This window comes from Arthrobacter sp. MP_M4 (genome assembly GCF_035984855.1).
GTDB lineage: Bacteria > Actinomycetota > Actinomycetes > Actinomycetales > Micrococcaceae > Arthrobacter.
Map to the genome: position 1 here is coordinate 78,070 of NZ_JAXCHX010000003.1, position 21,682 is coordinate 99,751.

Annotated in this window: 21 protein-coding genes; 6 read left to right on the forward strand and 15 right to left on the reverse strand. The window is 67.0% G+C overall.

The window, feature by feature from the left end; translation table 11 throughout:
• Window positions 1-3: 3 nt before the first annotated feature.
• From RCH15_RS04945 to RCH15_RS04965, 5 genes are all read right to left on the reverse strand, one after another.
• On the reverse strand, window positions 4-1,602 hold the full coding sequence (locus RCH15_RS04945) for an AMP-binding protein (RefSeq protein WP_326958663.1): 1,599 nt from the start codon (window positions 1,600-1,602) through the stop codon (window positions 4-6).
• A 247-nt stretch (window positions 1,603-1,849) separates the two neighbouring features.
• Window positions 1,850-3,343: a dihydrolipoamide acetyltransferase family protein gene (locus RCH15_RS04950; protein ID WP_326958665.1), complete on the reverse strand. Its 1,494-nt coding sequence runs from the start codon at window positions 3,341-3,343 to the stop codon at window positions 1,850-1,852.
• Between the two features lie 74 nt (window positions 3,344-3,417).
• On the reverse strand, window positions 3,418-4,398 hold the full coding sequence (locus RCH15_RS04955) for an alpha-ketoacid dehydrogenase subunit beta (RefSeq protein ID WP_326958667.1): 981 nt from the start codon (window positions 4,396-4,398) through the stop codon (window positions 3,418-3,420).
• Window positions 4,398-5,645, reverse strand: coding sequence for a thiamine pyrophosphate-dependent dehydrogenase E1 component subunit alpha (locus RCH15_RS04960; protein WP_326958669.1), 1,248 nt, complete (start codon window positions 5,643-5,645; stop codon window positions 4,398-4,400). The genes RCH15_RS04955 and RCH15_RS04960 overlap by 1 nt, the downstream gene beginning before the upstream one ends.
• Before the next feature lie 147 nt (window positions 5,646-5,792).
• Window positions 5,793-6,911 carry a histidinol-phosphate transaminase gene (locus RCH15_RS04965; protein ID WP_326958671.1) on the reverse strand — a complete coding sequence of 373 codons (1,119 nt, stop codon included), beginning with the start codon at window positions 6,909-6,911 and terminating at the stop codon, window positions 5,793-5,795.
• Between the two features lie 84 nt (window positions 6,912-6,995).
• Here RCH15_RS04965 and RCH15_RS04970 point away from each other — a divergent pair, with 84 nt between their 5' ends.
• Window positions 6,996-7,382 carry a phage holin family protein gene (locus RCH15_RS04970; protein WP_326958674.1) on the forward strand — a complete coding sequence of 129 codons (387 nt, stop codon included), beginning with the start codon at window positions 6,996-6,998 and terminating at the stop codon, window positions 7,380-7,382.
• On the opposite strand, the gene RCH15_RS04975 is transcribed toward RCH15_RS04970, so the two are convergent.
• Both RCH15_RS04975 and RCH15_RS04980 read right to left on the reverse strand, forming a co-directional pair.
• The gene (locus RCH15_RS04975; protein ID WP_326958676.1) at window positions 7,333-8,766 is read right to left on the reverse strand and encodes a hypothetical protein; all 1,434 of its coding nucleotides are present in this window, start codon (window positions 8,764-8,766) and stop codon (window positions 7,333-7,335) included. The two genes, RCH15_RS04970 and RCH15_RS04975, sit on opposite strands and share 50 nt — an antisense overlap.
• Window positions 8,766-9,110 carry a hypothetical protein gene (locus tag RCH15_RS04980; RefSeq protein WP_326958678.1) on the reverse strand — a complete coding sequence of 115 codons (345 nt, stop codon included), beginning with the start codon at window positions 9,108-9,110 and terminating at the stop codon, window positions 8,766-8,768. Before RCH15_RS04980 ends, RCH15_RS04975 begins: the two co-directional genes overlap by 1 nt.
• A 158-nt stretch (window positions 9,111-9,268) precedes the next feature.
• On the opposite strand from RCH15_RS04980, the gene purB reads away from it, so the two are divergent.
• From purB to RCH15_RS04995, 3 genes are all read left to right on the forward strand, one after another.
• The gene (gene purB, locus RCH15_RS04985) at window positions 9,269-10,711 is read left to right on the forward strand and encodes an adenylosuccinate lyase (protein ID WP_326958680.1); all 1,443 of its coding nucleotides are present in this window, start codon (window positions 9,269-9,271) and stop codon (window positions 10,709-10,711) included.
• A complete protein-coding gene (locus tag RCH15_RS04990) occupies window positions 10,708-11,373 on the forward strand; it encodes a histidine phosphatase family protein (RefSeq protein ID WP_326958682.1) in 666 nt (221 codons plus the stop codon). Before purB ends, RCH15_RS04990 begins: the two co-directional genes overlap by 4 nt.
• A 94-nt stretch (window positions 11,374-11,467) precedes the next feature.
• Entirely contained in the window at window positions 11,468-11,971 is a 504-nt protein-coding gene (locus RCH15_RS04995; protein WP_326958684.1) for a GNAT family N-acetyltransferase, read from the forward strand.
• Between the two features lie 370 nt (window positions 11,972-12,341).
• Here RCH15_RS04995 and RCH15_RS05000 read toward each other — a convergent pair whose 3' ends face one another.
• The 3 genes from RCH15_RS05000 to RCH15_RS05010 all read right to left on the reverse strand — a co-directional run bounded on the left by RCH15_RS05000 (window position 12,342) and on the right by RCH15_RS05010 (window position 15,580).
• Entirely contained in the window at window positions 12,342-13,532 is a 1,191-nt protein-coding gene (locus RCH15_RS05000; protein WP_326958686.1) for a 4-hydroxybenzoate 3-monooxygenase, read from the reverse strand.
• A gap of 93 nt (window positions 13,533-13,625) precedes the next feature.
• Entirely contained in the window at window positions 13,626-14,405 is a 780-nt protein-coding gene (locus RCH15_RS05005) for an IclR family transcriptional regulator (RefSeq protein ID WP_326958688.1), read from the reverse strand.
• Between the two features lie 110 nt (window positions 14,406-14,515).
• Window positions 14,516-15,580, reverse strand: coding sequence for an FUSC family protein (locus RCH15_RS05010; protein ID WP_326958690.1), 1,065 nt, complete (start codon window positions 15,578-15,580; stop codon window positions 14,516-14,518).
• Window positions 15,581-15,800: 220 nt separating this feature from the next.
• On the opposite strand from RCH15_RS05010, the gene RCH15_RS05015 reads away from it, so the two are divergent.
• Window positions 15,801-16,685, forward strand: coding sequence for an amino acid-binding protein (locus tag RCH15_RS05015; protein ID WP_326958692.1), 885 nt, complete (start codon window positions 15,801-15,803; stop codon window positions 16,683-16,685).
• On the opposite strand, the gene RCH15_RS05020 is transcribed toward RCH15_RS05015, so the two are convergent.
• A complete protein-coding gene (locus RCH15_RS05020) occupies window positions 16,672-17,841 on the reverse strand; it encodes a DegT/DnrJ/EryC1/StrS family aminotransferase (RefSeq protein ID WP_326958842.1) in 1,170 nt (389 codons plus the stop codon). The genes RCH15_RS05015 and RCH15_RS05020 overlap by 14 nt on opposite strands.
• A 169-nt stretch (window positions 17,842-18,010) precedes the next feature.
• Window positions 18,011-18,949 (reverse strand): diacylglycerol/lipid kinase family protein, encoded by a 939-nt coding sequence (locus RCH15_RS05025; RefSeq protein ID WP_326958694.1) that lies wholly within the window; start codon window positions 18,947-18,949, stop codon window positions 18,011-18,013.
• Window positions 18,950-19,179: 230 nt separating this feature from the next.
• Here RCH15_RS05025 and RCH15_RS05030 point away from each other — a divergent pair, with 230 nt between their 5' ends.
• Window positions 19,180-19,428 (forward strand): hypothetical protein, encoded by a 249-nt coding sequence (locus RCH15_RS05030; protein WP_326958696.1) that lies wholly within the window; start codon window positions 19,180-19,182, stop codon window positions 19,426-19,428.
• Here the strand turns inward: RCH15_RS05030 and RCH15_RS05035 are convergent.
• From RCH15_RS05035 to RCH15_RS05045, 3 genes are all read right to left on the reverse strand, one after another.
• A complete protein-coding gene (locus RCH15_RS05035; RefSeq protein WP_326958698.1) occupies window positions 19,425-20,240 on the reverse strand; it encodes an IclR family transcriptional regulator domain-containing protein in 816 nt (271 codons plus the stop codon). The two genes, RCH15_RS05030 and RCH15_RS05035, sit on opposite strands and share 4 nt — an antisense overlap.
• Before the next feature lie 91 nt (window positions 20,241-20,331).
• A complete protein-coding gene (locus RCH15_RS05040) occupies window positions 20,332-21,021 on the reverse strand; it encodes a 3-oxoacid CoA-transferase subunit B (RefSeq protein ID WP_326958700.1) in 690 nt (229 codons plus the stop codon).
• A 1-nt stretch (window position 21,022) separates the two neighbouring features.
• Window positions 21,023-21,682: a 3-oxoacid CoA-transferase subunit A gene (locus RCH15_RS05045; protein WP_326958702.1), complete on the reverse strand. Its 660-nt coding sequence runs from the start codon at window positions 21,680-21,682 to the stop codon at window positions 21,023-21,025.

Sequence of the window (21,682 nt, forward strand, 5' to 3'; positions counted from 1 at the left end):
GGGCTATCCGGTCGGCGCCTCCGCCGTCTTCAGCAGCCGGCGCAGGATCTTGCCGGAGGAGGATTTCGGCACGGCGTCGATGAACTCCACCCGGCGGATCTTCTTGAAGGGCGCCACCCTGGCGGCCACATAGCCGATCACCGCGGACTCGTCCAGCCGCGCGCCCTCATCCCCGGGCTGGCGCACCACGAACGCCATCGGCACTTCCTGGCCATCGGCGTCAGAGGTTCCGATCACGGCGGCGTCCGCAATGCCGGGGTGGGTCAAAAGCAGCGCCTCAAGCTCTGCCGGCGCAATCTGGTAGCCCTTGTACTTGATCAGTTCCTTGAGCCGGTCAACAATCGTCACGACTCCGTCGGCACGGACGGTGGCGATGTCACCGGTATGCAGGAAGCCGTCCGGGTCGAGGGTATCCGCGGTTTCGCCCGGCCGGTTGAGGTAGCCGAGCATGACGTTTGGCCCACGGCACAGCAGGTGCCCGGGCAGGCTGGTGCCCTCCGCCGGAAATTCGATCTCCTCCCCGGTTGCCGGATCCACCAGGCGGCAATCCATGTTCGGAACGGTGTAGCCCACTGAACTCACGGGCACCCCGGCGGCATCCACTGGAATAAGATGCGAGACGGGGCTCATCTCGGTCATCCCGTAGCCCTGCAGCACCCGGCAGCCAAGGCGCTCGGCCAGTTTGGCACCGAGTTCGCCGTCCAGCGGGGCCGCGCCGGAAAGAGTCGTGTGCACGGAACTGAGATCGTAATCGGCCACCATTGGATGTTTGGACAGCGCCACAGCTACCGGCGGGGCGATGAACAGGTAACTGCATTTCTGGTCCTGGATGATCCGCAGGAACTCAGTGAGGTCGAATTTCGGCATGGTGACCAGGCAGGCACGTTGCCGCAGCGCCAGGTTCAGGAGCACCGTCAGCCCGTAGATGTGGAAGAACGGCAGCAACGCCAGGAGCCGGTCCTCCGGGGCGACCTTGAGCAGGCCACGGGACTGCTCCGCGTTCGCGATCAAGTTCCGGTGGCTGAGCATGACGCCCTTGGGACGGCCGGTGGTGCCGGAAGAATATGGCAGCACCGCCACATGGTTTGCCGGATCGAAACGGACCTCGGGCGCCGGCGCGCCCGCGGTAAGGAGGTCCCGGAGCGAGGGGTGGCCGTCGGCGCCGTCGAGCACAACAAGCCGGCTCGCGGGTATCCCGGCCCGGGTGGCGGCTTCCTGCGCGGCGGGGAGCAATGCGGACACGGTGAACAGCCATTCCGCACCGGCATCTGCCAGTTGAAGGGCGATCTCATCCGCTGTGTAGAGCGAGTTGACGGTGGTGACAGTGGCACCGGCCCGCAGCAGTCCGTGGAACACGACCGCGAACGCCGGCACGTTGGGGCACAGGATCGCGGCGACACCGTGGACGCCCAGGCCCTGGGCCGCGACGGCTCCGGCCAGCGCATCGATTTGCGCCACGAGCGTCCGGTAGCTCGTCTCCGCACCGCTGCCGCCGTCGACGAGGGCCACCCGGTCCAGGTCAGCCTCCTCCAGGCCACCAAAGAGGTACTCGTACAGGCTCACATCGGGAATTTCCACGTCGGGGAACGGGCTTGAGAACACGCAACATCTCCTTTGATCCGCGTCCGCCCGGCCGGCGGCGGCTGGTGCCACTCTAGTGCCGCAGGGGCCGTTCCGGACAGGACCCGTTTCCGCGCCCTCTTCCGGCCGGGAAGCGACGCTCCCGCCCAGTTCCCCGCGGCAGGAAGCCGCCGACGTCCCGGCATGCGCCGGAAATTCCCGGGAACCCCGGCGGGCAGCCCGCAGTAACTGGTCAGGAACGTCCCGTCGGCGCGGGTCCGGAGGCAGCTCAGTCCAGCAGCAGGGCGGGCTCTTCCAGAATCGCCGCGACGTCGGCCATAAAGCGTGCCGAGAGGTCCCCGTCGACCACACGGTGGTCGAAGGAGCCCCCAAGCGTGGTAATCCAGCGCGGAATGACCTCGCCGTCCAGCACCCAGGGCTTCTGCTTAATCGTGCCGAAAGCCACGATTGCCACCTCCCCGGGGTTGATGATCGGCGTGCCGGTGTCGATGCCGAGGGCACCGATGTTGGTGACGGTCAGCGTCCCGCCCTGCATCTGTGCCGGCTGGGTTCTTCCCGCACGCGCGGTGGTGGCCAGCTCGTTCAAGGCCAGGGCAAGCTCCTTGAGCGAAAGGTCCTGGGCGTTCTTGATATTCGGGACCATCAGTCCCCGCGGTGTGGCTGCGGCGATTCCGAGGTTCAGGAAGTGCTTGACGTGGATCTCGGCGGAGTCGCTGCCGTCGGGATTGTCCACCCACGTTGCATTGACGCTGGGGTTGCGGGCCGCGGCCCAAATGACCGCCTTGGCCAGGATCAGCAGCGGGGATACTTTGATCCCTTCGAAATCGCGGGAGGCCTTGAGCCGCTTGACGAACTCCATGGTCCGGCTGGCGTCGACGTCGACGAAGATGCTGACGTGCGGAGCCGCGAAGGCCGACTCAACCATGGCCCGCGCCGTGGCTTTGCGGACCCCCTTGACCGGAATCCGCTCAATCCGCTGTTCATTCGGACGGCCGGTTTTACCCCAGAAAGTATCCGCCTGGTCCAGTTCTGCGTCACGCTGCGCCTGGTAGCTCACCAGGTCCTCGCGGGTCACTTCGCCGCGGGCGCCCGTCGGGACGACGTCGGCAAGGTCGATGCCCAAGTCACGGGCAATCTTCCGCACGGGCGGCTTGGCCAGGACCCTGCTGACGAGGCCGGTGATGGCGCCACCGAGGGTGGGCCGCTGATCGGCCGGCCCGGCCGGCGACGGCTGTTCAGCGCCGGCGACCGACTCCGGGCTGATCCAGATGTTCTGGCTTTCCACCCCCGCCTGCTCGGCAGCCGGGGACGGGACACCGGAAGGTGCCGTCGAAACTGCGGGCACGGCCGTCGCGGAGGCCACCCGCCGACGGCGCTTGACGGCGTCCGCCTTGGGGCCGGAACCGACGAGAGGACCGCCGGCCGGACGACCATCGGGCTCGCCGGCGTCGGACGTGTCCGGTGTGAGTGTTCCGTACATAGGGGCAGCGGCAGCCGGGGCCGGCTCGGCGTCCGAGGGTACGGCGTCGCTAACGCTGATGATCGGGGTTCCGACGTCGACTGTCAGGCCTTCGGGGACCAGCAGCTCGGTGACCGTTCCGGCGAAGGGTGAGGGCAGCTCAACGAGGGATTTCGCGGTCTCAATCTCGCACAGGACATCATTGATGGCCACCGTGTCGCCGGGCTTGACCTTCCAGGCGACGATCTCGGCCTCGGTCAGTCCCTCGCCCACGTCGGGAAGGTTGAACTTGTGGAGAGTCATGTTGTCCTTGTTGGAGATAGCGCCTCAGCGGGAAGCGGTCGGCGGAAGATGCCGGTCAGTAAGAGCGGCCGGAATCAGTACGAGAAAGCACGGTCCAGCGCCTCAAGGATGCGGTCAATGTCGGGGAGGTAGTCCTCCTCCACTTTGGCTACCGGATAGGGCATATGGAAGCCTCCGACGCGGATGACAGGTGCCTCGAGGCAGTGGAAGGCCCGTTCACTGATCCGGGCCGCGATTTCGCCGCCGATTCCACCGAAGGTGGGCGCCTCGTGGGCCACCACCAGCCGGCCCGTCTTCTTAACGGAGGCTGTGACGGTGTCGAAGTCGATCGGTGAGATGGAACGCAGGTCCACCACCTCGATGCTGCGGCCGTCCTCAGCGGCGGCGTTGGCCGCTGCCAGGGCCACCGGAACCAACGGGCCGTAAACCGCCACGGTCGCGTCAGTCCCCTCGCGGAGCACGTGGGCCTTGAAGGGGTCTGCCGAGGTTCCGGGGGATTCGGTGTCGACCTCACCTTTGAGCCAGTAGCGGCGCTTCGGTTCGAAGACAATCACAGGGTCCTGGCAGTCGACGGCTTGTTGGATCATCCAGTAGGCGTCGTGCGGGTTGGACGGGGTGATGATCCGCAGGCCGGCGGTGTGGGCGAACAGCGCCTCCGGGGACTCGGAGTGGTGCTCGATCGAGCCGATGCCGCCGCCATAGGGGATCCGGATGACGACGGGCACGGTCAGGTTGCCGTTGCTGCGTGCATGCATCTTGGCCAGCTGGGTGGTGATCTGGTTGAAGCCCGGGAAGACGAAGCCGTCGAACTGGATTTCGCAGACGGGCAAGTAGCCACGCAAGGACAGGCCGATCGCGGTCCCGATGATACCGGACTCCGCCAGCGGGGTGTCCACGACGCGGTCTGCGCCGAACTCCGCGATAAGGCCGTCGGTGACGCGGTACACGCCGCCCAGGGGACCGATGTCCTCGCCCATGAGCAGGGCGCGGGGGTTGTTGGTCAGCGTCGCGCGAAGACCTTCGTTAATGGCCTTGGCTATGGTCATGGTGGTCATCAGTTAGTGGCACCTTCTGCCGGGGCTGCTGCGTCGTCGGCAAATCCTGCGCTGTACTCCTCAAACCAGGCCAGCTCCTCTGCCACCAGCGGGTGGGCCTCCACGTAGGTGTTGGCGAAGGCGGTCCGGATGTCCGGCGTTTCGAGGTCATGGGTGGTCTTGCGGACGTAGGCGGCGAGTTCATCACCGTCGGCCCGCACCTGCTCGAAGAACGAATCGCCGGCGAGTCCCTCGGCGCGCAGGTACTTTTCCAGGCGGTCGAGCGGATCTTTGGCACGCCACCGGCTCTCTTCGGCGGATTCCCGGTACTTCGTAGGGTCATCGGCGGTGGTGTGTGCGCCGACGCGGTAGGTGAACGCTTCGATCAGCACCGGTCCGTCGCCCCGACGGGCCCGTTCCAGCGCCCATTCAGTGACGGCATGGACGGCCACGACGTCGTTTCCGTCCACCCGGATTCCCGGGAACCCATACCCCTTGGCCCGGTCGGCGAGCGGAACTCGGGTCTGGACGGAGCTGGGGACCGAGATTGCCCAGTGGTTGTTCTGGCAGAAGAACACCACCGGCGCCTTGTACGAGGAGGCGAAGACCATGGACTCATGGACGTCGCCCTCGGAGCTTGCTCCGTCGCCAAAATAGACCATCACGGCCGCGTTGGGCTCCGCCGGCTGAGTGGGGGTTCCCCCCGCAAGAGCGGTGGAAGCTGCGAGCTTCTGGTCGCGCTGGATGCCCATCGCATAGCCCACCGCATGGGGTGTCTGGGCCGCGAGAACCAGGGTGTAGAGGTGGAAGTTGGTGTCCTTGGGGTTCCAGCCCCCGTTCGACACTCCCCGGAACTGGCGCAACAGTTCAGCCAGGTCCACGTTGCGGGTCAGGGCAACGCCGTGCTCACGGTACGTGGGAAAGATATAGTCCTGTGGCTGGCTGGCCCGTCCGGAGCCGATCTGGGCTGCCTCCTGGCCGGTCAGCGGCACCCATAACGCCAACTGGCCCTGGCGCTGCAGTGCCGTTGCTTCCACGTCGAAGCGTCGGATTTTCGCCATATCGGCGTAAAATCCGCGCAGCTTCTCCGCGGTGAGACGTTCGGCGTAAACCGAGAACACGGGATCAGAGCCGAGCGTGCCGTCAGGGGCGAGGAGTTGCACCATGGGCTCGGCAGGAGCCCCCATGCGGGCCTCGGCCGCAGCTTCCTGCCGGTCCTCAATATCGGTTCCATCGAACTCGGTGGAGGGCAGATGTGTGGCGCCCATACCGTCTCCTTGCCTGCCGCATCCGAATACGCCGCAATCGCTGGGATATATGCCGGGACGGACATGCATTCCCAAGCCAGCATATATTTTGGCTTACTGGTCCTTACTTTATCCGCAGCCGGAAGGCCGCGGCCGTCATGACAAGTGCTAGGAACGCCTCGGAGGTTTTGTATAGATCGCACAGAGCTCCAGGAACCGCGTGTTGGCTTCCGCTTCCCCTATGCTGACCCGCACCCCCTCGTCGGCGAAAGCGCGGACCGAGAGTGCACGCTCCCCCGCCAGGGCCGCGAATTCGGCGCTATGGGCGCCGAGATTGAGCCAGACGAAGTTCCCCTGGGCGGCCGGCACGAACCAGCCCAGGTCCTGCAGCGCGGTCGTGACCCGGTCCCGTTCGTCCACCAGGCTTTGTACCCTTTCTACAACTTCATCGAAGTGCTTCAGGGAGGTGACTGCTGCCGTCTCGGCGATCTGGGACACGGAGAAGGGGGTGGCCGCAACCCGTAGGTGCTGCGTGAGGTCGGGATTGGACACGCTGTAGCCCACCCGCAGCCCGGCGAGTCCGTGTGCCTTAGAGAAGGTGCGCAGCACGACAACGTTGGGGTATTTGCGGTACATTTCGATGCCGTTCACGGCCTGGTCGTCGCGGACGAACTCCTGGTAGGCCTCGTCGATGACCACCACAATGTCGGCCGGTACGGTCCGCAGGAAGCGTTCGGTTTCCGCTGCGGTCAGGATGGGACCGGTGGGGTTGTTGGGGGTGCACAGCAGGATCACCCTGGTTCGGGCGGTCACCGCGGCCGCCATGGCATCGAGGTCGTGCCGGCCGTCCGCGGTCAGGGGGATCTGCACGCTGTCTGCGCCGGCGAGTCCCACGCTGATGGGGTAGGCCTCGAAAGACCGCCAGGCGTAGATGACCTCGTCAGGCTTGCCGTCGTCGTTTTGCCCGGCGAAGGTGGCAAGCAGCTGGTTTAGCGCTCCGAGGCTTCCGGCGCCGGTGACAATGTCCTCGGCCGGAACGTCCAGGAAACCGGCGAGCGCGCTTCGGAGCTTGCTGCTGAGCGGATCCGGGTAGCGGTTGAAGTCTGTTTGCGCCGCGATGGCCTGCTGCACTGCAGGGATCGGCGGGAGCGGGTTTTCGTTGGAGGACAACTTGTAGCTGGCCAAGCCCTCGACGGGGGCCGGGGGCTTGCCGGCCGCGTAGCGGGGAAGAAGGTCTACCACCGGACGGGGCCTGGTCCCCCCGGCCGTGTTCTCTGATGAAGTCATGCCCTCTAGCCTACGTCGGGCAACTGCCCGGGTAGGGGTATATGGCCCCTGCCACTGCCACCGGGCGTGTGACAGCATGGGCCCATGCGCTCATTTATTGTACGAGTCATCATCAACGCGCTGGCCCTGGCCGTAGCGTGCTGGATCCTGACCGGCCTGGATATCACCACTGCCGGCGACGGCGCGCTCAACACCGCCCTGGGCTACCTCTTCATCGGGTTGATCTTCGGCCTCGTCAACGCCTTCGTCAAGCCCATCATCAGCCTGCTCTCGCTGCCGATCACCATTCTCACCCTGGGCCTTTTCACGATTGTCATCAACGCGGGAATGCTTTATTTGACGGCTTGGATCAGCAGTTACACCGCTGTGCACTTCACCATCGACTCTTTCTTCTGGACAGCGGTGTTCGCTGCCCTCATAATCAGCGCGGTGTCCCTGGTGGCCAGCGCTCTTCCCGCGCTTGACCGCTAGGCCCCGGGGCCGTGGCCAGTCCCTGCCGCGTTGAGCCCCTGGTTTCCCGGCGGAGCGAGAAGCGGGTCACCCCGGCCGTCCCGCCCGCGCCGACGACGGCCGTGAGCGCGGCGGTCGAGGTCTCAAGCGACGGATTCCTGCTGGCGCTGATCTCCCGGGCGCCCTCGGCGTAGCGTGCCGCGTCGTGTCCCGGCCCCAGGCCGCGCTCCAGCCACTCGTGTCCCGGAATCGGAGTGGTCACGGTGACGGTCACCCGGTCTTTCGTGTCCGGGTTGGGCACACCATCGGCCCCGGGCACCCAGTCCTGTTCGTGTTCCAGGTGAAGGGTGCTGGTCCCGGCTGCCGGCTCGATCGCACCCACCGGCGAACCAGCCGTAAGGACGAATTTGAGGTCGTAATCGGCGAGGAATGCCTTGTCCCGGGAAAGGTTCATCGCGTGAATGCCCCCTTGGCTGTAGCCGACGGCGGCCACCTGGTCGCCGGACTCGGCGCCCGCCTGCGCGAGGGCTTCCCGGATGGCCGCTCCGGTCTCGGTTGAGTCGAAGCCCAGACCCTCGGCGATGCCGGCGGCGTCAAAGGGATTGGTGCCCTGCGGCAGACCGTCCAGCTGCGTCCCTGGGATGACCACCACCCAGGCACGGTATGGCCGATTCCCCAATTCCAGGACCTCGATCTCACCGCTGGTCCGTCCGACGGCCTCAGCGCGCAGCAGCAGCCCGGCCGGTGAGACGTCGACCTCCTCAATGCGGCGTTCGCTGCCGGTGATCCGGATGGAGCGGGGCCGCAGGAAGTCCAGTTCCGGCACCGCGGCCAGGGCGCGGATGGAGGAGCGGACACTGCCAGACGCACCAGCCAATCCTGCCGCAGCGACGCCGGCCGGGAGGCCGAGAAGGAACGCCAACCCGGCCGGCGCCCAGGATAATCCATCCTCCACCGTGTCCCGGACGGTAATCGGAGGCAGGCCAAGGAGAGGCCGCAGGGGCCCGTACCCTGCTCCGGTCAGGCCAATCCGCAGGAGCAGGGTGTTACGGGCTTCGGCGGACTCGTAGTCCCGGTGGCTGGCACGTACGTCGCGGCAAAGCCGCTCCAGTTTCATCCGCACGCTGCCGATCGCCCTCCCCGCCTCCCCAACAGCGGTGATCGCCGCGCTTCCGGTGGAGTAGGAGTCGAACTGGTACGGGAACAGGGCGCGGCGAACGCGGTCGGCTTCCACTTCGACGATCGCCAGCTCGTGGACGATCCCGTCAAGTGCCGATGCGCCGGCCAGGAGTTCCTCGAACTGGAAACTGAGTCCCCCGACACCGCCCCGGATCTGTAACACGCCGTCCACCGGCGCGGCAGGAACCGGTGCTGCCCCGGAGCCTGCCGGCGACGCTTCAGCCATCAGTAGCCCGGCTTTATCGAGGACAGGGCGACGTTGCTGCCATGCCGGAGCACAGCAGCCACGGCGTCCTGCAGGGCCGCTGTGCCCCGGCGAAGCGACGCGGCGTGCAGGGACAGCGACGTCCGGTAAGCCCGGCCGGCCGGGCTCTGCCAGCTTTGCAACTCGATGCCGGACAGGCGGGCCAGCTCGGCATCAGTCCGGTCTGCGCAGGCAGCCACCCGGGCGGCGAGTTGCTGGACCTCATAACTGCGCGAGGCACAGGCAGCGGCCTCGGAGGCCAGCACGGCACCCGCCGCCACGCTGGCGCCGGCCTCCGCACTCGTCCGCCCTGTCCTGCTGGTCATAGCACCGACGTTAGGGATCCGCCCAAGCGGGCTGAAGCCCCCTGTGCCACCATGTGGATAACCGGCCGCGGCAGCGGGAGCCGCTTCGGCGGACCACCCGGAAGTCACATGGTTCAGCACACTTAAGGCCCGGCGGGACTTCGTGAAAGAATCGGGGCATGCCTGAAACTGCCGCCCCAGCTGATACCCGCACGCCGTCCGGACGCCTTGCCCTCGCCGCGTCCTCACAACCGATCGCGCTCGGCCCGCTGGACGGCAGGTACCAGTCCGCTGTCGCGCCGCTGGTCGACTACCTCTCCGAGGCCGCCCTCAACCGCGACCGGGTCGCCGTCGAGGTTGAATGGCTCATCCACCTGACCGGCAACAGCGTGCTCCCCGGTGCCGGGCCGCTGTCCGCGGCGCAGCAACAGAAACTGCGCGCCATCGTCACTGAATTCGACGCCGGCTCGGTCGCCGAACTGGCAGACATCGAAGCCGTCACCGTGCACGACGTCAAAGCCGTCGAATACTACATCGGCCGACGCCTGCCCGGCATCGGCGTCGAACGCCTGACCGCCATGGTGCACTTCGGCTGCACTTCCGAGGACATCAACAACCTCTCCTACGCCCTGGGCATCAAGGGCGCCGTCGAGGACGTCTGGCTGCCCGCCGCCCGGAGGCTCGTCTCCCAGATCACTGCCATGGCCGAGGACAACCGCGCCGTGCCCATGCTCTCCCGCACACACGGTCAGCCGGCCACTCCCACCACGCTCGGCAAGGAACTGGCCGTCAGCGCGCACCGGCTGACCCGCCAGCTGGACCGCATCGCCCGGACCGAATACCTCGGCAAGATCAACGGCGCCACGGGCACCTATGCCGCACACGTGGCCTCCATCCCCGGCGCCGACTGGGAACAGGTCGCCAGGAGCTTCGTTGAGGGCCTGGGCCTGGGCTGGAACCCGCTGACCACGCAAATCGAAAGCCATGACTGGCAGGCCGAGCTGTACGCCGACGTCGCGCGGTTCAACCGGATCCTGCACAACGTCTGCACGGACGTTTGGAGCTACATCTCGATCGGCTACTTCGTGCAGATCCCGGTCGCAGGCGCCACGGGCTCCTCCACCATGCCGCACAAGGTCAACCCGATCCGCTTCGAAAACGCCGAGGCCAACCTGGAGATCTCCTCCGGGCTGCTGGACGTCCTGGGCTCCACGTTGGTGACCTCCCGCTGGCAGCGCGACCTCACCGACTCCTCCTCGCAGCGCAACATCGGCGTGGCGTTCGGCCACTCCCTGCTCGCCATCTCCAACGTGGCCAAGGGCCTGGACCGGCTCAAGGTCGCCGGGGACGTCCTGGCCGCGGACCTCGACACCAACTGGGAAGTCCTGGGCGAAGCCATCCAGATGGTCATGCGCGCCGAGGCCATCGCCGGCGTCGACGGCATGGAGAACCCTTACGAACGGCTCAAAGACCTGACCCGCGGGCAGCGCGTCGATGCAGTCCGGATGCAGGAGTTCGTCCAGAGCCTGGGCCTGTCCCCCGACGCTGAAGCCCGGCTGCTGGCGCTCACCCCCGGCAAGTACACCGGCATCGCGGACAAGCTGGTGGACCACCTGGCATGAGGCTCCTGCTGATCCGCCACGGCCAGACCCCCGGCAATGTCCTGGGTCAGCTGGACACCGCCCACCCGGGCCCCGGGCTGACCGAACTCGGCCAACGGCAGGCGGCCGCCCTGGCGCGGTCGCTGGCGGATCAGCAGATCGACCTTCTGTACGCCTCCACCCTGATCCGAACCCAGATCACGGCCGCGCCGCTCTCAGCCGCCCGCGGACTGGGCGTCGAGGTGCTGGAGGGGCTGCAGGAGATCGAGGCCGGATCGCTGGAAAAGCTCACCGACAAGGAATCGCACGTGCGCTACCTGGGAACCGTGTTTGGCTGGGCGGCCGGGGAACTGCACCGCCGGATGCCGGCCGGGCCCAGCGGGCATGAGTTTTTCGAACGTTTCGACGCCTCCATCGCGCGGGTTGCCGCGGCAGCAGGCAGCGGCGCCGGGACGGCTGCCGTCGTCAGCCACGGGGCTGCGATCCGTGTCTGGGCGGGCCTCCGGGCCACAAACGTGGAGTCGGGCTTCGCAGCCCGCCACGTCCTTGCCAACACCGGGATCGTGGCGTTGGAAGGAGATCCCGATGCCGGCTGGCGGCTCATTCACTGGGACGACAGCCCCGTGGGCGGCCTGGCCCTGGTGGACCCGACGGCGGAAGACCCCACCGGCCGCAAGCTATAGCCGAATTCTCCGGACGCTAACGCGCAGGAAACACTGCCGAAACCGGCGCGCCTTAGCGTTGGTCTGCATAATCCTTCGGCGAATCGAGGCAGCCATGCAGACCAACCCGCGGCTCAACATCCGGCAAGTGACCTGGGCCAACCCGGTGGGCGCGGACCTCCGCGCAGCCCAGCAGGCCGAGCTCGATGCCCGCTTCGGCTCCAGCGACCACGAGCCCGGCCCGCCGCCGTCGGAAGCCGACACGGCCGTGTTCCTCGTCGCCCACGACAAGGCATCGGGCCAACCAGTGGGTTGCGGGGGATTGCGCCTCCTTGACGCGCACACCGCCGAGATCAAACGACTGTATGTGCTGCCGTACACCCGGGGATCAGGAGTGGCCAGTTCCATTCTGGCCGCCCTGGAAGCGCATGCCCATGCCCTTGGCATCACCTCCATCACCGCGGAGGCCGGCTCGGTACAGACTGACGGCCGGCAGTTCTACGAGAACTCAGGTTTCGTTCCGGTGCCCAACTTCGGGCCGTACATCGGCGTGGACCACTCCTACTGCTACACGAAAGCCATTGATTCGCACAGCGCCGCCCACACGGCCATGGCCTGACGTCTCAGCCGTTGGACGGCGGTTCGCCGCTCCGCGACACCACGGCCGACGACGGTTACAGCGCGCCCATGCCCAGAGTCAAGCCGCCGGATGTTCACGATCGCGTTACCGTACCGCTCTGTGCCGCCTGCAGGGGTTGCCCGGTCAGGTCCAGAAAGCGGCTGCTTTTGCCGAATCTTCGAAGTACTCCCGAGCCTCCGTGACCCTTCCGCCGTCAACCACAAAGGTGATGAGGGTGGCCATGTCCAGGGTTTTGCCGTTGTTCGTTCCTTGGGTCCGCTGGATCGCGACCGTATGGTTTTCCCCGCCGACGATGTCCTCGAGGCCAGTCGATGGATATCTGCCTAACTTCCGCCGGTGGGCGCCGGTATCAGTGCGCGCCCGGCCAGCCGGTGTAGGCCTCGGCGAGGTAGGCACGGCCGTGGCGCGAGGACACCACGGAGTTCAGCTCGCCAAGCTGGCGCGCACGGGCGAAGTCGTCGCCGTCGGCCGGGGTGTGCAGCATGGAGGTCATCCAGTAGGAGAACTGCTGGGCCTTCCAGACCCGGTCCAGAGCGCGGTCACTGTAGGCGTCCAGGAGAACCGTGTTGCCGGTCTGGTAGTAGCTGTCGAGGCCCTCAAAGAGCATCTTGACATCGTGCAGCGCCAGGTTCAGGCCCTTGGCCCCGGTCGGCGGAACGGTGTGGGCGGCGTCGCCGGCGAGGAAGAGCTTGCCGTGCCGCATCGGGGCGTGCACGAAGCTGCGGAATTTCAGGACCGTCTTGTCGATAACCGGGCCCTCTTTGAGTTCGAAGCCGTTGCCGTTGACCTTGGTGCGGAAGGCGTCCCAGATCCGGTCATCGCTCCAGTTATTGACGTCCTCGTTCGGATCGCACTGGAAGTACATCCGCTGGACGGTGTCGGTCCGCTGGCTGATCAGGGCAAACCCGTTCTCAGAGTTGGCGTAGATCAGTTCCTCGGAGCTGCGCGGGGCCTCGGCCAGGATGCCGAACCAGGCAAAGGGGTACTCATGGAAATACCACTTCCGCCGGGCCTCGGGGATCTGGAAGCGGCTGTGGCTGCGCGAACCGTCCGCGCCGGCGATGAAGTCCGCCTGCAGCTCCCACTCCACGCCCTCGGCATCGGTAAACCAGACCTTTGGCGTGCCCTCGAGGTCGTGGATGGTGGTGTCAGTGACGCTGTAACGCACGTCGCCGCCGTCGGCCTGGCGCCGGGCGGCGAGATCCAGGAAGACATCGGTCTGGGGGTAGAGCCAGACCGACTCGCCGACGAGGTCCTGGAAGTCGATCCGGTGGCTCTCGCCGTTGAAGCGCAGTTCAATGCCGTCGTGCCGGTCGCCGTCGCGCAGCACCCGGTCCGAGACGCCGCTGTCCACCAGCAGGTTGACGGAACCGTGCTCCAGGATGCCGGCGCGGACGGTTTCCGAGATTTCCTTATGGCTGCGGACCTCGATGACGGTGGATTCGATTCCCTGCTTCGCGAGCAGGTGGGACAACATCAGCCCCGCCGGGCCGGAACCCATAATGGCCACCTGGGTGGTGATGACTTTGCGGTTAGCCAATGTGTCCTCGCTTCGTTGCGGGGCCCGGGCTGGTGACGGTCCGGGGCCGGATGGATTCTCAGCTACAGTGTGCGCCAAGACACGTGATTGGCGTTACAGCATTTCCGTTGAATGGAACGCCGCTGTGGCGCCGGGCCGGTGCAGTTGCCGGCTGATTCCGCGAGCTGCAGTTTGCAGGGCGGGGACCAGCGCCTGCAGCCGCATCTCCTGCAGGGGTACCACGACGCCGAGCGCCGCCACCGTCCGGTTCCGCGCGTCCCGTACCGGCACCGCAATACCCCAGGTGTCCGGATCGACGACGCCGGCCAGCTGCGCAAAGCCGTGGTCGGCGGTGTCCTGCAGCAGGACGCGGAGGTCCTCCGGCCCGACCTTCCCGGCCGGATCCTGGAACTGGCGCAGGTACTCGGCCTGGACGGCAGCCGGCTGGTTGGCCATCAGCGCCAACCCGGCGGAGGACACATGCACCGGCATCCGGCCGGCAACCTGGGCCCGGTTGGCGACGGAGCCGCGGCGGGACAGCCGCTCGACGAACAATGCCTCCCAGCCCTCCAGCACGGCCAGGTTTACGTTCTGGTTCAGCACCTGCTGGATATCCTCCATGAAGGGCATGGCCGCCTCGCGCAGGGCCAGAGTGGGCGAATTCCGGTTGACCAGCTCCCACAGGCGCATCCCCAGCCGCACGGATCCCCCGCTGCCCAATTCCAGCAGCCCGTGCCCGGCAAGCTGCCGGACCAGTCGGTGGGCGGTGCTCACCGGCAGGCCGGCCCGTTCGGACAGGTCGGAAAGCGGGAGCACGGTGACGCCTTCCGGGAACGCCGAGATGACCCGGACCACCCGGTCCACCACGGAGTCGCCAGTGCCGGAGTTCGCCATGGCCAGCCTTTTTCGTTGAATGGATTCCACTGTCCACTCTACGCCGAAGGTGCATGCCAGGTCCGGGCCGGGCGGCCGGCCCGGCCGGCCGGCAAAGAACGGCCGGGGCTCTAGCTACCCTGGCGGGCCGCAAGCAGGCGGCGCCGGGCCGCGGGGGCCAGCACAACGGCAATGCCGACTGCGGCTCCGATCACGGTCTCCAGGATCCGGTCCCGCAGCAGCAGGCCAGGTGCTGCCGGCACCACGAGCAGCGTTGAGATCAAGGCGAGGGGTGTGACGAACACCTGGGCTAGCAGGTATTGCCGGGCGATGAACATCTCGGCACCGAACTGGCAGGCGGCGATCACCAGCACTGTCTGCCAGGGTGCGGGCTGCAGAAACAGGATTCCGGCGAGTAGCACCAGCCCGATCGCCGTGCCAAGAATTCGTTGCAGGCCGCGGCTGACCCGGTGCCGGGTGGAATGGCCCACGAGCGGAACGACGGCGGCCACCATGGCCCAGTAGTTGTGACCGAAGCCCAGCTGTCCCCCTGCGAGCGTCGCGAGTGTTCCGGCCAGGCCGGCCGCCACGAGGTAGCCGATGCTTTCGAGCAACGCTGCGCGTTTTTCCGCCGTGCCGAGCGGAAGGCGTACGGGCCGGACCCAGGGCGTCCGGCGGCTCCGGAACACGCGGGAGGACGTGCCGATCAGCAGGGCCAGGGCAACCGTCAGCGCTGCCACAAGCATGCCCTGCCAGAGCGGCGGCTGGTGGGGGATGGACGCGATGGCGGCGAACGCAAAGATGTGGAACAGCGAGCCGGCAGGCCGGAGCCGCCACCAGGCGACGAGCAGGGAACAGCCACCGGCCACCAGCGTGGTCACGGCCACCTGGCCCCAAAGGGCCTCCGCAGCCGGAAGCGAGTAGGCTGCTCCGGCCCGGGCCGTCAGGGCACCGAGCAGGATCACTGCCAGCATCAACGCGCTGGCCCGCAATTGCAGGCCGAAGCGTTTGGCGTGCGGCTCATTCCGGCCGTAGATCCCGGTGAAGGCGCCGAACGATGCGAAGATCGCCAAGTCCAGGCGGCCAAGGAAAACCAGGGTGATCAGCGGGACAAAGACCCCCACGGCGCAGCGGACGGCCACTTGGTGGTCCTTGTTGCCGGGAGCCAGGGTGAACATCTCGGCGAGCATCTTCACGGAGGGTGGCGCCTTTCTGGCAGTCGATTGATTTCGACGGCGGCGCTGGCATCCAGCGCTTCATTTTACGCCGGACGGGAGGTGGCCCGGCATTTGCATCCATTCAGCGGAACCGGTCCTTTGGCGGCCGGCCGCTGGCCAGGAAGCGCCGCCGCCATGCGCGCAGGAACGTCACCGGACGGCAATGGCCCCGTAACAGCGTCAGGACATCATGGGACCCATGAAGCCCTCAGCCCGTGTAGGAAAAAACGGTGGTCCGCCGGCCCCGGCCGCCTCCGAGCTCAGGTGCGAGGTCTGCGGCCAAATGCCCGAGCCAACCAAGGCCCGGTTGACCGTGGCCAACATCGCAGTGATGCTGCCGATCGAACTGCTGGTCCATGCGGCGGTGGTCGGTACCCACTTGCCCTACGCCGCCAAGGTCTTGGTCCTGACACTGACAGCAACCGTTCTGGTCATTTGGGTGGCGGAACCATCCGCGGCGCGGATGTTGCGGAGCTGGCTGCACGCCCCCGCCCTGCGGCACCGGAGCAGGCTTGGCGCGGCACCGGCCCTGTGGCGTGCCCGCACGGTTCTGGCGGACAGGCCGGGTTCGTTGCGGACGCTCACGCAGTCACTGGCCGGACTGGATACGAACATTCTAAGCATCCACGTCCACCCGGTGGACGGCGGAGTTCTGGATGAGTTTGTGCTGTCCGCGCCCGGCGAGCTGCGCGAAGCGGAACTGCTTCAAGCGCTGCGCGACGGCGGCGGCAGCAGCCCCCATATCTGGCCCACCACAGCGCTGGCCATGGCCGACGGGCAGACGGGGGCGCTCAGCCTTGCCGCGAGGATCGCAGCCAACCCCGAGGAGTTGCCGCTGGCGGTCGCCGAACTGCTGCACGCACGGATCGCCGACAGGCCGGAGGCGGGGACAGCGCTCCGGGCCGGGGCCGGGGACACCCCGTCTTCAGCCGACGGAACGGTGCTACGGATCCCAACCGCCTGGCACGGTCCAATCACCTTTTCACGTCCCGGGGAGCCGTTCACCCCGGCGGAATGCGCCCGGGCACACCGGCTGGCGGAACTCGCCGAAATCCTCGCGCACCGCCAGTTCACGGGTCGGTGACCGGGAGCTGACCCGAGGCTTTCACGATCGAATCGATGACCCGGGACTGATCAATCAGGGACAACTGGTGGTAGACGGGCAGGATTACAGTGTGGTCGGTGAGCCGCTCCGTCACCGACAGGTCCGCCGTGCCGGTGTCCAGGCGGGCGTAGGCGGGCTGGCGGTGCACGGCCATGCCCCCACGCCCGGCGGTGATGCCGTCGCGTGCCAGGCGCTCCAGCAGCTCCTCCCGGCCGATGGCGAAGCCCGGCAGCACTTCGATCCAGAAGGACTGGAAGTTACTGGTGCCGTGCAGAGGGTCCTCACTGGCGCGCAAGCCCTGGAGGCCGGCGAGGGCTTTACGGTAAGCCTCGGCAATGGCGCGGCGCCGGGACACCACTTCACTCAGCCGGTCCAGCTGCACCAGCCCGACCGCGGCCTGCAAGTCCGTCATCCGGTAATCGAACCCAATTTCGCCGTACTCCTCCGCCGGGGCCAGAGCCGCGGCGTGACGGCTGTTCGCCGGAACCCTCAGTGCGTGGTCACGGAGCATCCGCGCCCGGTCTGCCCAGGCCGCATTGTTGGCGGTCAGCATCCCGCCTTCCCCGGTGGTGAGGATTTTCCCGGGATGGAAGGACCAGGCGGTGAGCTCGGCGCCGGCTCCCACCGGCCGGCCCCGGTACGTGGAGCCCGCCGCGCACGCTGCGTCCTCGATGACGGTGATGCCCAAGCCGTCGCAGAGTGCGCGGATGGGACCCAGATCGACCGGCATCCCGCCCTGGTCGACCGCGATCACGGCGCGGGTCGCTGGAGTGAGGGCGGCAGCGAGCGTCCGCACGGACACGTTCCCGGAGTCCGGCTCGACGTCGGCGAAGACCGGCCTGGCGCCCACATAGGTGACCGCATTGGCGGCGGCGATGAACGCAAACGAGGGCACTACGACGTCGTCGTGCGGTCCGATCCCCGCTACTTTTAACGCCAGGTGCAAGGCGGTGGTGCCGTTGGAAACAGCAACGGCATGCCTGGCCTGCTGTTCGTCGGCGAAGGCCGCCTCAAAGCGCGCCACGCGGGGTCCCTGGGCCACCCAGCCGGAGGCGATCACGTCGGCGACCGCCGCGGCCTCTTCATCCCCGAGCCACGGCTTCATCACGCTGATCCGGCTCAGGACCCGGCCCATCAGGGCTCCCTCCACCAGGCAGTAGGCTGCATCGTTTCGATGCCTACGCCCATCCAAGTGGCTGGCGGCCGCCCGGTCACGAGTGGTTGCTACCTGCCTTTGCCACCCGCGGCCGGCTGGCGGGCCCGGGTAGTACCTGCTACCCGGGCCGGGCGCCGGTAAAGGTGATCTAAGCGGTCATACGGATCAGCAGGGCATCCCGATCGACTGAGACGGCCAGATGCATGCCGGTACCGAGGTGGTCACCGTCGAGCTGAAATTCCTGCTCAGTCTCCAGCGTGATCTCGGCGGACTTGCCTTGGAAGTACTCCACAGATTCAGTCTCGCGCTTGTTCCGGCCAAAGATGCCGGCAACGACTCCCAGCCAGCCAAACCTTCCGCGCGGGGCCAGGACCAGAAGGTCCAGCAGACCGTCGTCCAACTTGGCAGCCGGGAAGATCTCCACCCCGCCCATGATCCGGCCGCAATTGCCGATCATGACGCTGCGGATCCGGCGGCGGACAGGCTCTCCGCCGTCGACGCTGATCCTCGCCCTGACCGGTTTGCCGGGAAGTTTACGGATGCCGGCCTCCACATACGCGAGCCAGCCCATGCGGTCCTTCAGCACGTCCACGGTGTCGGCCATGATGGCGGCGTCGTAGCCGAGGCCGGCCATCACCAGAAATACCTGTTTTTCGTTTGAATGGTTGAGTGTTGCCTTGACGACGTCAATAGCCCGTTCGCTGCCGTTGAGGACATCGAAGCAGGCAGATACCGGATCAGTGATATCGACGCCAAGGTTGCGGGCCAACAGGTTCCCGGTACCCAGCGGGACGAGTCCCATCGGCGTCCCGGTGCCGGCGAGCACCTCTGCCACGCAGCGTACGGTGCCGTCGCCGCCCGCGGCGATCACGACGTCGACGCCCGCCTTGAGGGCTTCGCGTGCCTGGCCGGTTCCGGGGTCTTCGACAGTGGTTTCGAGCCAGAGCGGCTCGGCCCATCCCTGCGTGTCACAAAGCCGGAGGATGGCTCCCTGGAGGGCCGGACCAACGGATTTGGAGGGGTTGATGATGACGGCGGCACGCTTGACCTGCGGTGGGCTCTCGAGCGCGGAATTGTTCTCTGACATGGCGTCCTTCAGGGCAAGTGGGCGTGGGGTGTCCCGGTTGAAATCCTAGCGGGATTCCGCCGCGATCGCCCGCAGCAGGGTTGCGAAGCGTGGACGTCTGAGCGCCACGGTCATTAGACTGGCCATGCTCATGTACTGGAGCCTGCCGGCGCGAACCCCCTGCCGGCCAGGCCGCCTGTCCGGATCAGCCTGGCAGGACGCGTTCCAGGGGCGGAAAGCGGGAGCAGCACATGTCCGAAGCACACGAGTATTACGCGGCCGAGGCCGAGGCATCCAGCATGGATCCCCACGATTGGGGCCGCGCGATGGCGCTGGCCGTCACACGTCTGGCCGAGCAGATCGCGCCGGCTGACAGCGAGGACATTCACGCCTCGCTCGTCGGCAGGGACCTGCACCTTAACATTCGGGATGACGACTCCGGGGTCACCATTACGGTCTCCACCGGCCCGGCGTCGGGCAGGTCGGCTGAGGCCAGCTAGCGCCCCGAGGTCAGGTCCGCGGAAATGAGTTCCGCGGCAGCCACAGCGGCCCCGCCCACCGAGTCCAGGTAGGCCTCAGGATCCGGCCGGCTTGCTACCAACTGGGCCTGCAGGGACACGTTGATGGCCGCCACCACCTTAGGCCCGTCATGGACCGGCGCGGCGACGGACATCAGCCCTGGCTCCAGTTCCTGGTTCAGCAGGCACCAGCCCTGCGCCCGGACGCGGGCAAGCTCCGCGAGCAGGCCCTCCCGGGTGCCGATGGCAAGCGGCGTCAGGGGCCGGATGCTGGCGGCAGCGAGGTAGGCCTGCAACTGGGCTGGCGGCAACGCCGCCAGCAGTATCCTCCCCATTGAGGTGGCGTAGGCCGGGAACCGGGTGCCCACAGTGATCCCGACGGTCATGATCCGCCGCGTCGCCACCCGGGCGATGTAGGCGATGTCGGTGCCCTCCAGCACGGCCGCCGACGTCGACTCCCCCAACTTCAGGGACAGGTCCTCGAGGTGTGGCTGGGCCAACTGCGGCAGTGAGAGCCCTGACAGGTAGGCGTAGCCGAGCTGCAGCACCTTGGCGGTCAGGGCGAAGATTTTGCCGTCTGTTCGGACATAGCCCAGCTCGACGAGGGTGTACAGGAACCGCCGCGCGGTGGCCCGGGTCAGATCTGTCCGGGCCGCCACCTCGGTCAGCGTCATCTTGGGGTGATCCGTGTCGAAGGCGCGGATCACCGCCAGCCCGCGGGCCAGCGACTGCACATACTGGTCGCTGGCCGCGGGCGCGCCACCGGTCCCGGCAGTGCTTGCTGCCTCTCTCATGTCCTCGCCTCTCGGTTCCGCCCCACTTTAGCCGTGACGTCCTTTCCCTGCCGTCTGGATCCAATCCGTCCCGGTCCGTGCCGGCAGATCTTCAGCCTGCGGCAGCCGCGGCCTTGAGTGGCACCGGAACCATGCGCTGCAGTTCTTCAAGGGTGCAGCCGAACGTTTCGCGGACCTCCACACCGCCGGGCCCGGTGAGGAAGACGGCCTTGTCCGTGTAGACCCGGGTCACGCAGCCGATGCCCGTAAGCGGGTAGCCGCAGGACTGGACAAGCTTGGAGACACCTTCGCGGGTCAGGAGGGTCATCATCACAAAGACGTCCTTTGCGCCGGTAGCCAGATCCATGGCACCGCCGACAGCCGGGATCGCGTCCGGCGCGCCGGTGTGCCAGTTGGCGAGGTCGCCGGTCGCGGAGACCTGGAAGGCACCCAGTACGCAAATGTCCAGATGGCCGCCGCGCATGATTGCGAAGGAGTCGGCGTGGTGGAAGTACGAGGCTCCGGGCAGTTCCGTCACGGGAATCTTGCCCGCGTTGATGAGGTCCCCGTCGATCTGGTCCCCGGTGGCAACCGGACCCATGCCCAGCATGCCGTTCTCGGTGTGCAACGTGATGTTCTGCTCGGGCAACAGGTAGTTGGAGACCAGGGTGGGTTGGCCGATGCCCAAGTTGACGAAGGAGCCCGGCTGGATATCCCGGGCCACCAGCCGGGCGAGGTCATCGCGGCCCAAAGGCTGGTCCGAGCTTTGGAGACCGGCCGGGCTGTTGGACTGCACGCTCACCTCAGGCCACCTTCACAATGCTGTTGACGTAAATGCCGGGAGTCACAATGATTTCCGGATCGAGGCCGCCCGTGGGAACGATTCCGGATACCTGGACGACGGTGTGTTTGGCCGCGGCGGCCATGATCGGGCCGAAGTTCCGGGCCGTCTTGCGGTAGATGAGGTTGCCTTTGCCGTCAGCCGTGAGGGCCTTGATGAGCGCGACGTCGGCGTGGATGGGCGTCTCGAACACCTGCCACTTGCCGTCCAGGAAGCGGGTTTCCTTGCCCTCGGCCAGCGTCGTGCCGTAGCCCGTGGGCGTGAAGAAGCCGCCGATCCCGGCCCCTGCGGCGCGGATCCGCTCGGCCAGGTTGCCCTGCGGGACGAGTTCAAGCTCGATTTCCCCGGCCCGGAACCTGCCGTCAAAATGCCAGGAGTCTGATTGCCGCGGGAAGGAACAAATCATCTTCTTCACCCGGCCTTCCTTGATCAGCAGCGCAAGGCCTTGGTCGCCCTGGCCGGCGTTGTTATTGACCACAGTGAGGTCCGTGGCGCCGCCGTCCATGAGCGCGTCGATCAATTCGAACGGCTGGCCGGCGTTGCCGAAGCCGCCGATCATGATGGTGGAGCCGTCCCGGACGCCGGAAACGGCTTCCTGGACCGATTCTACGAAGCTAAGCAT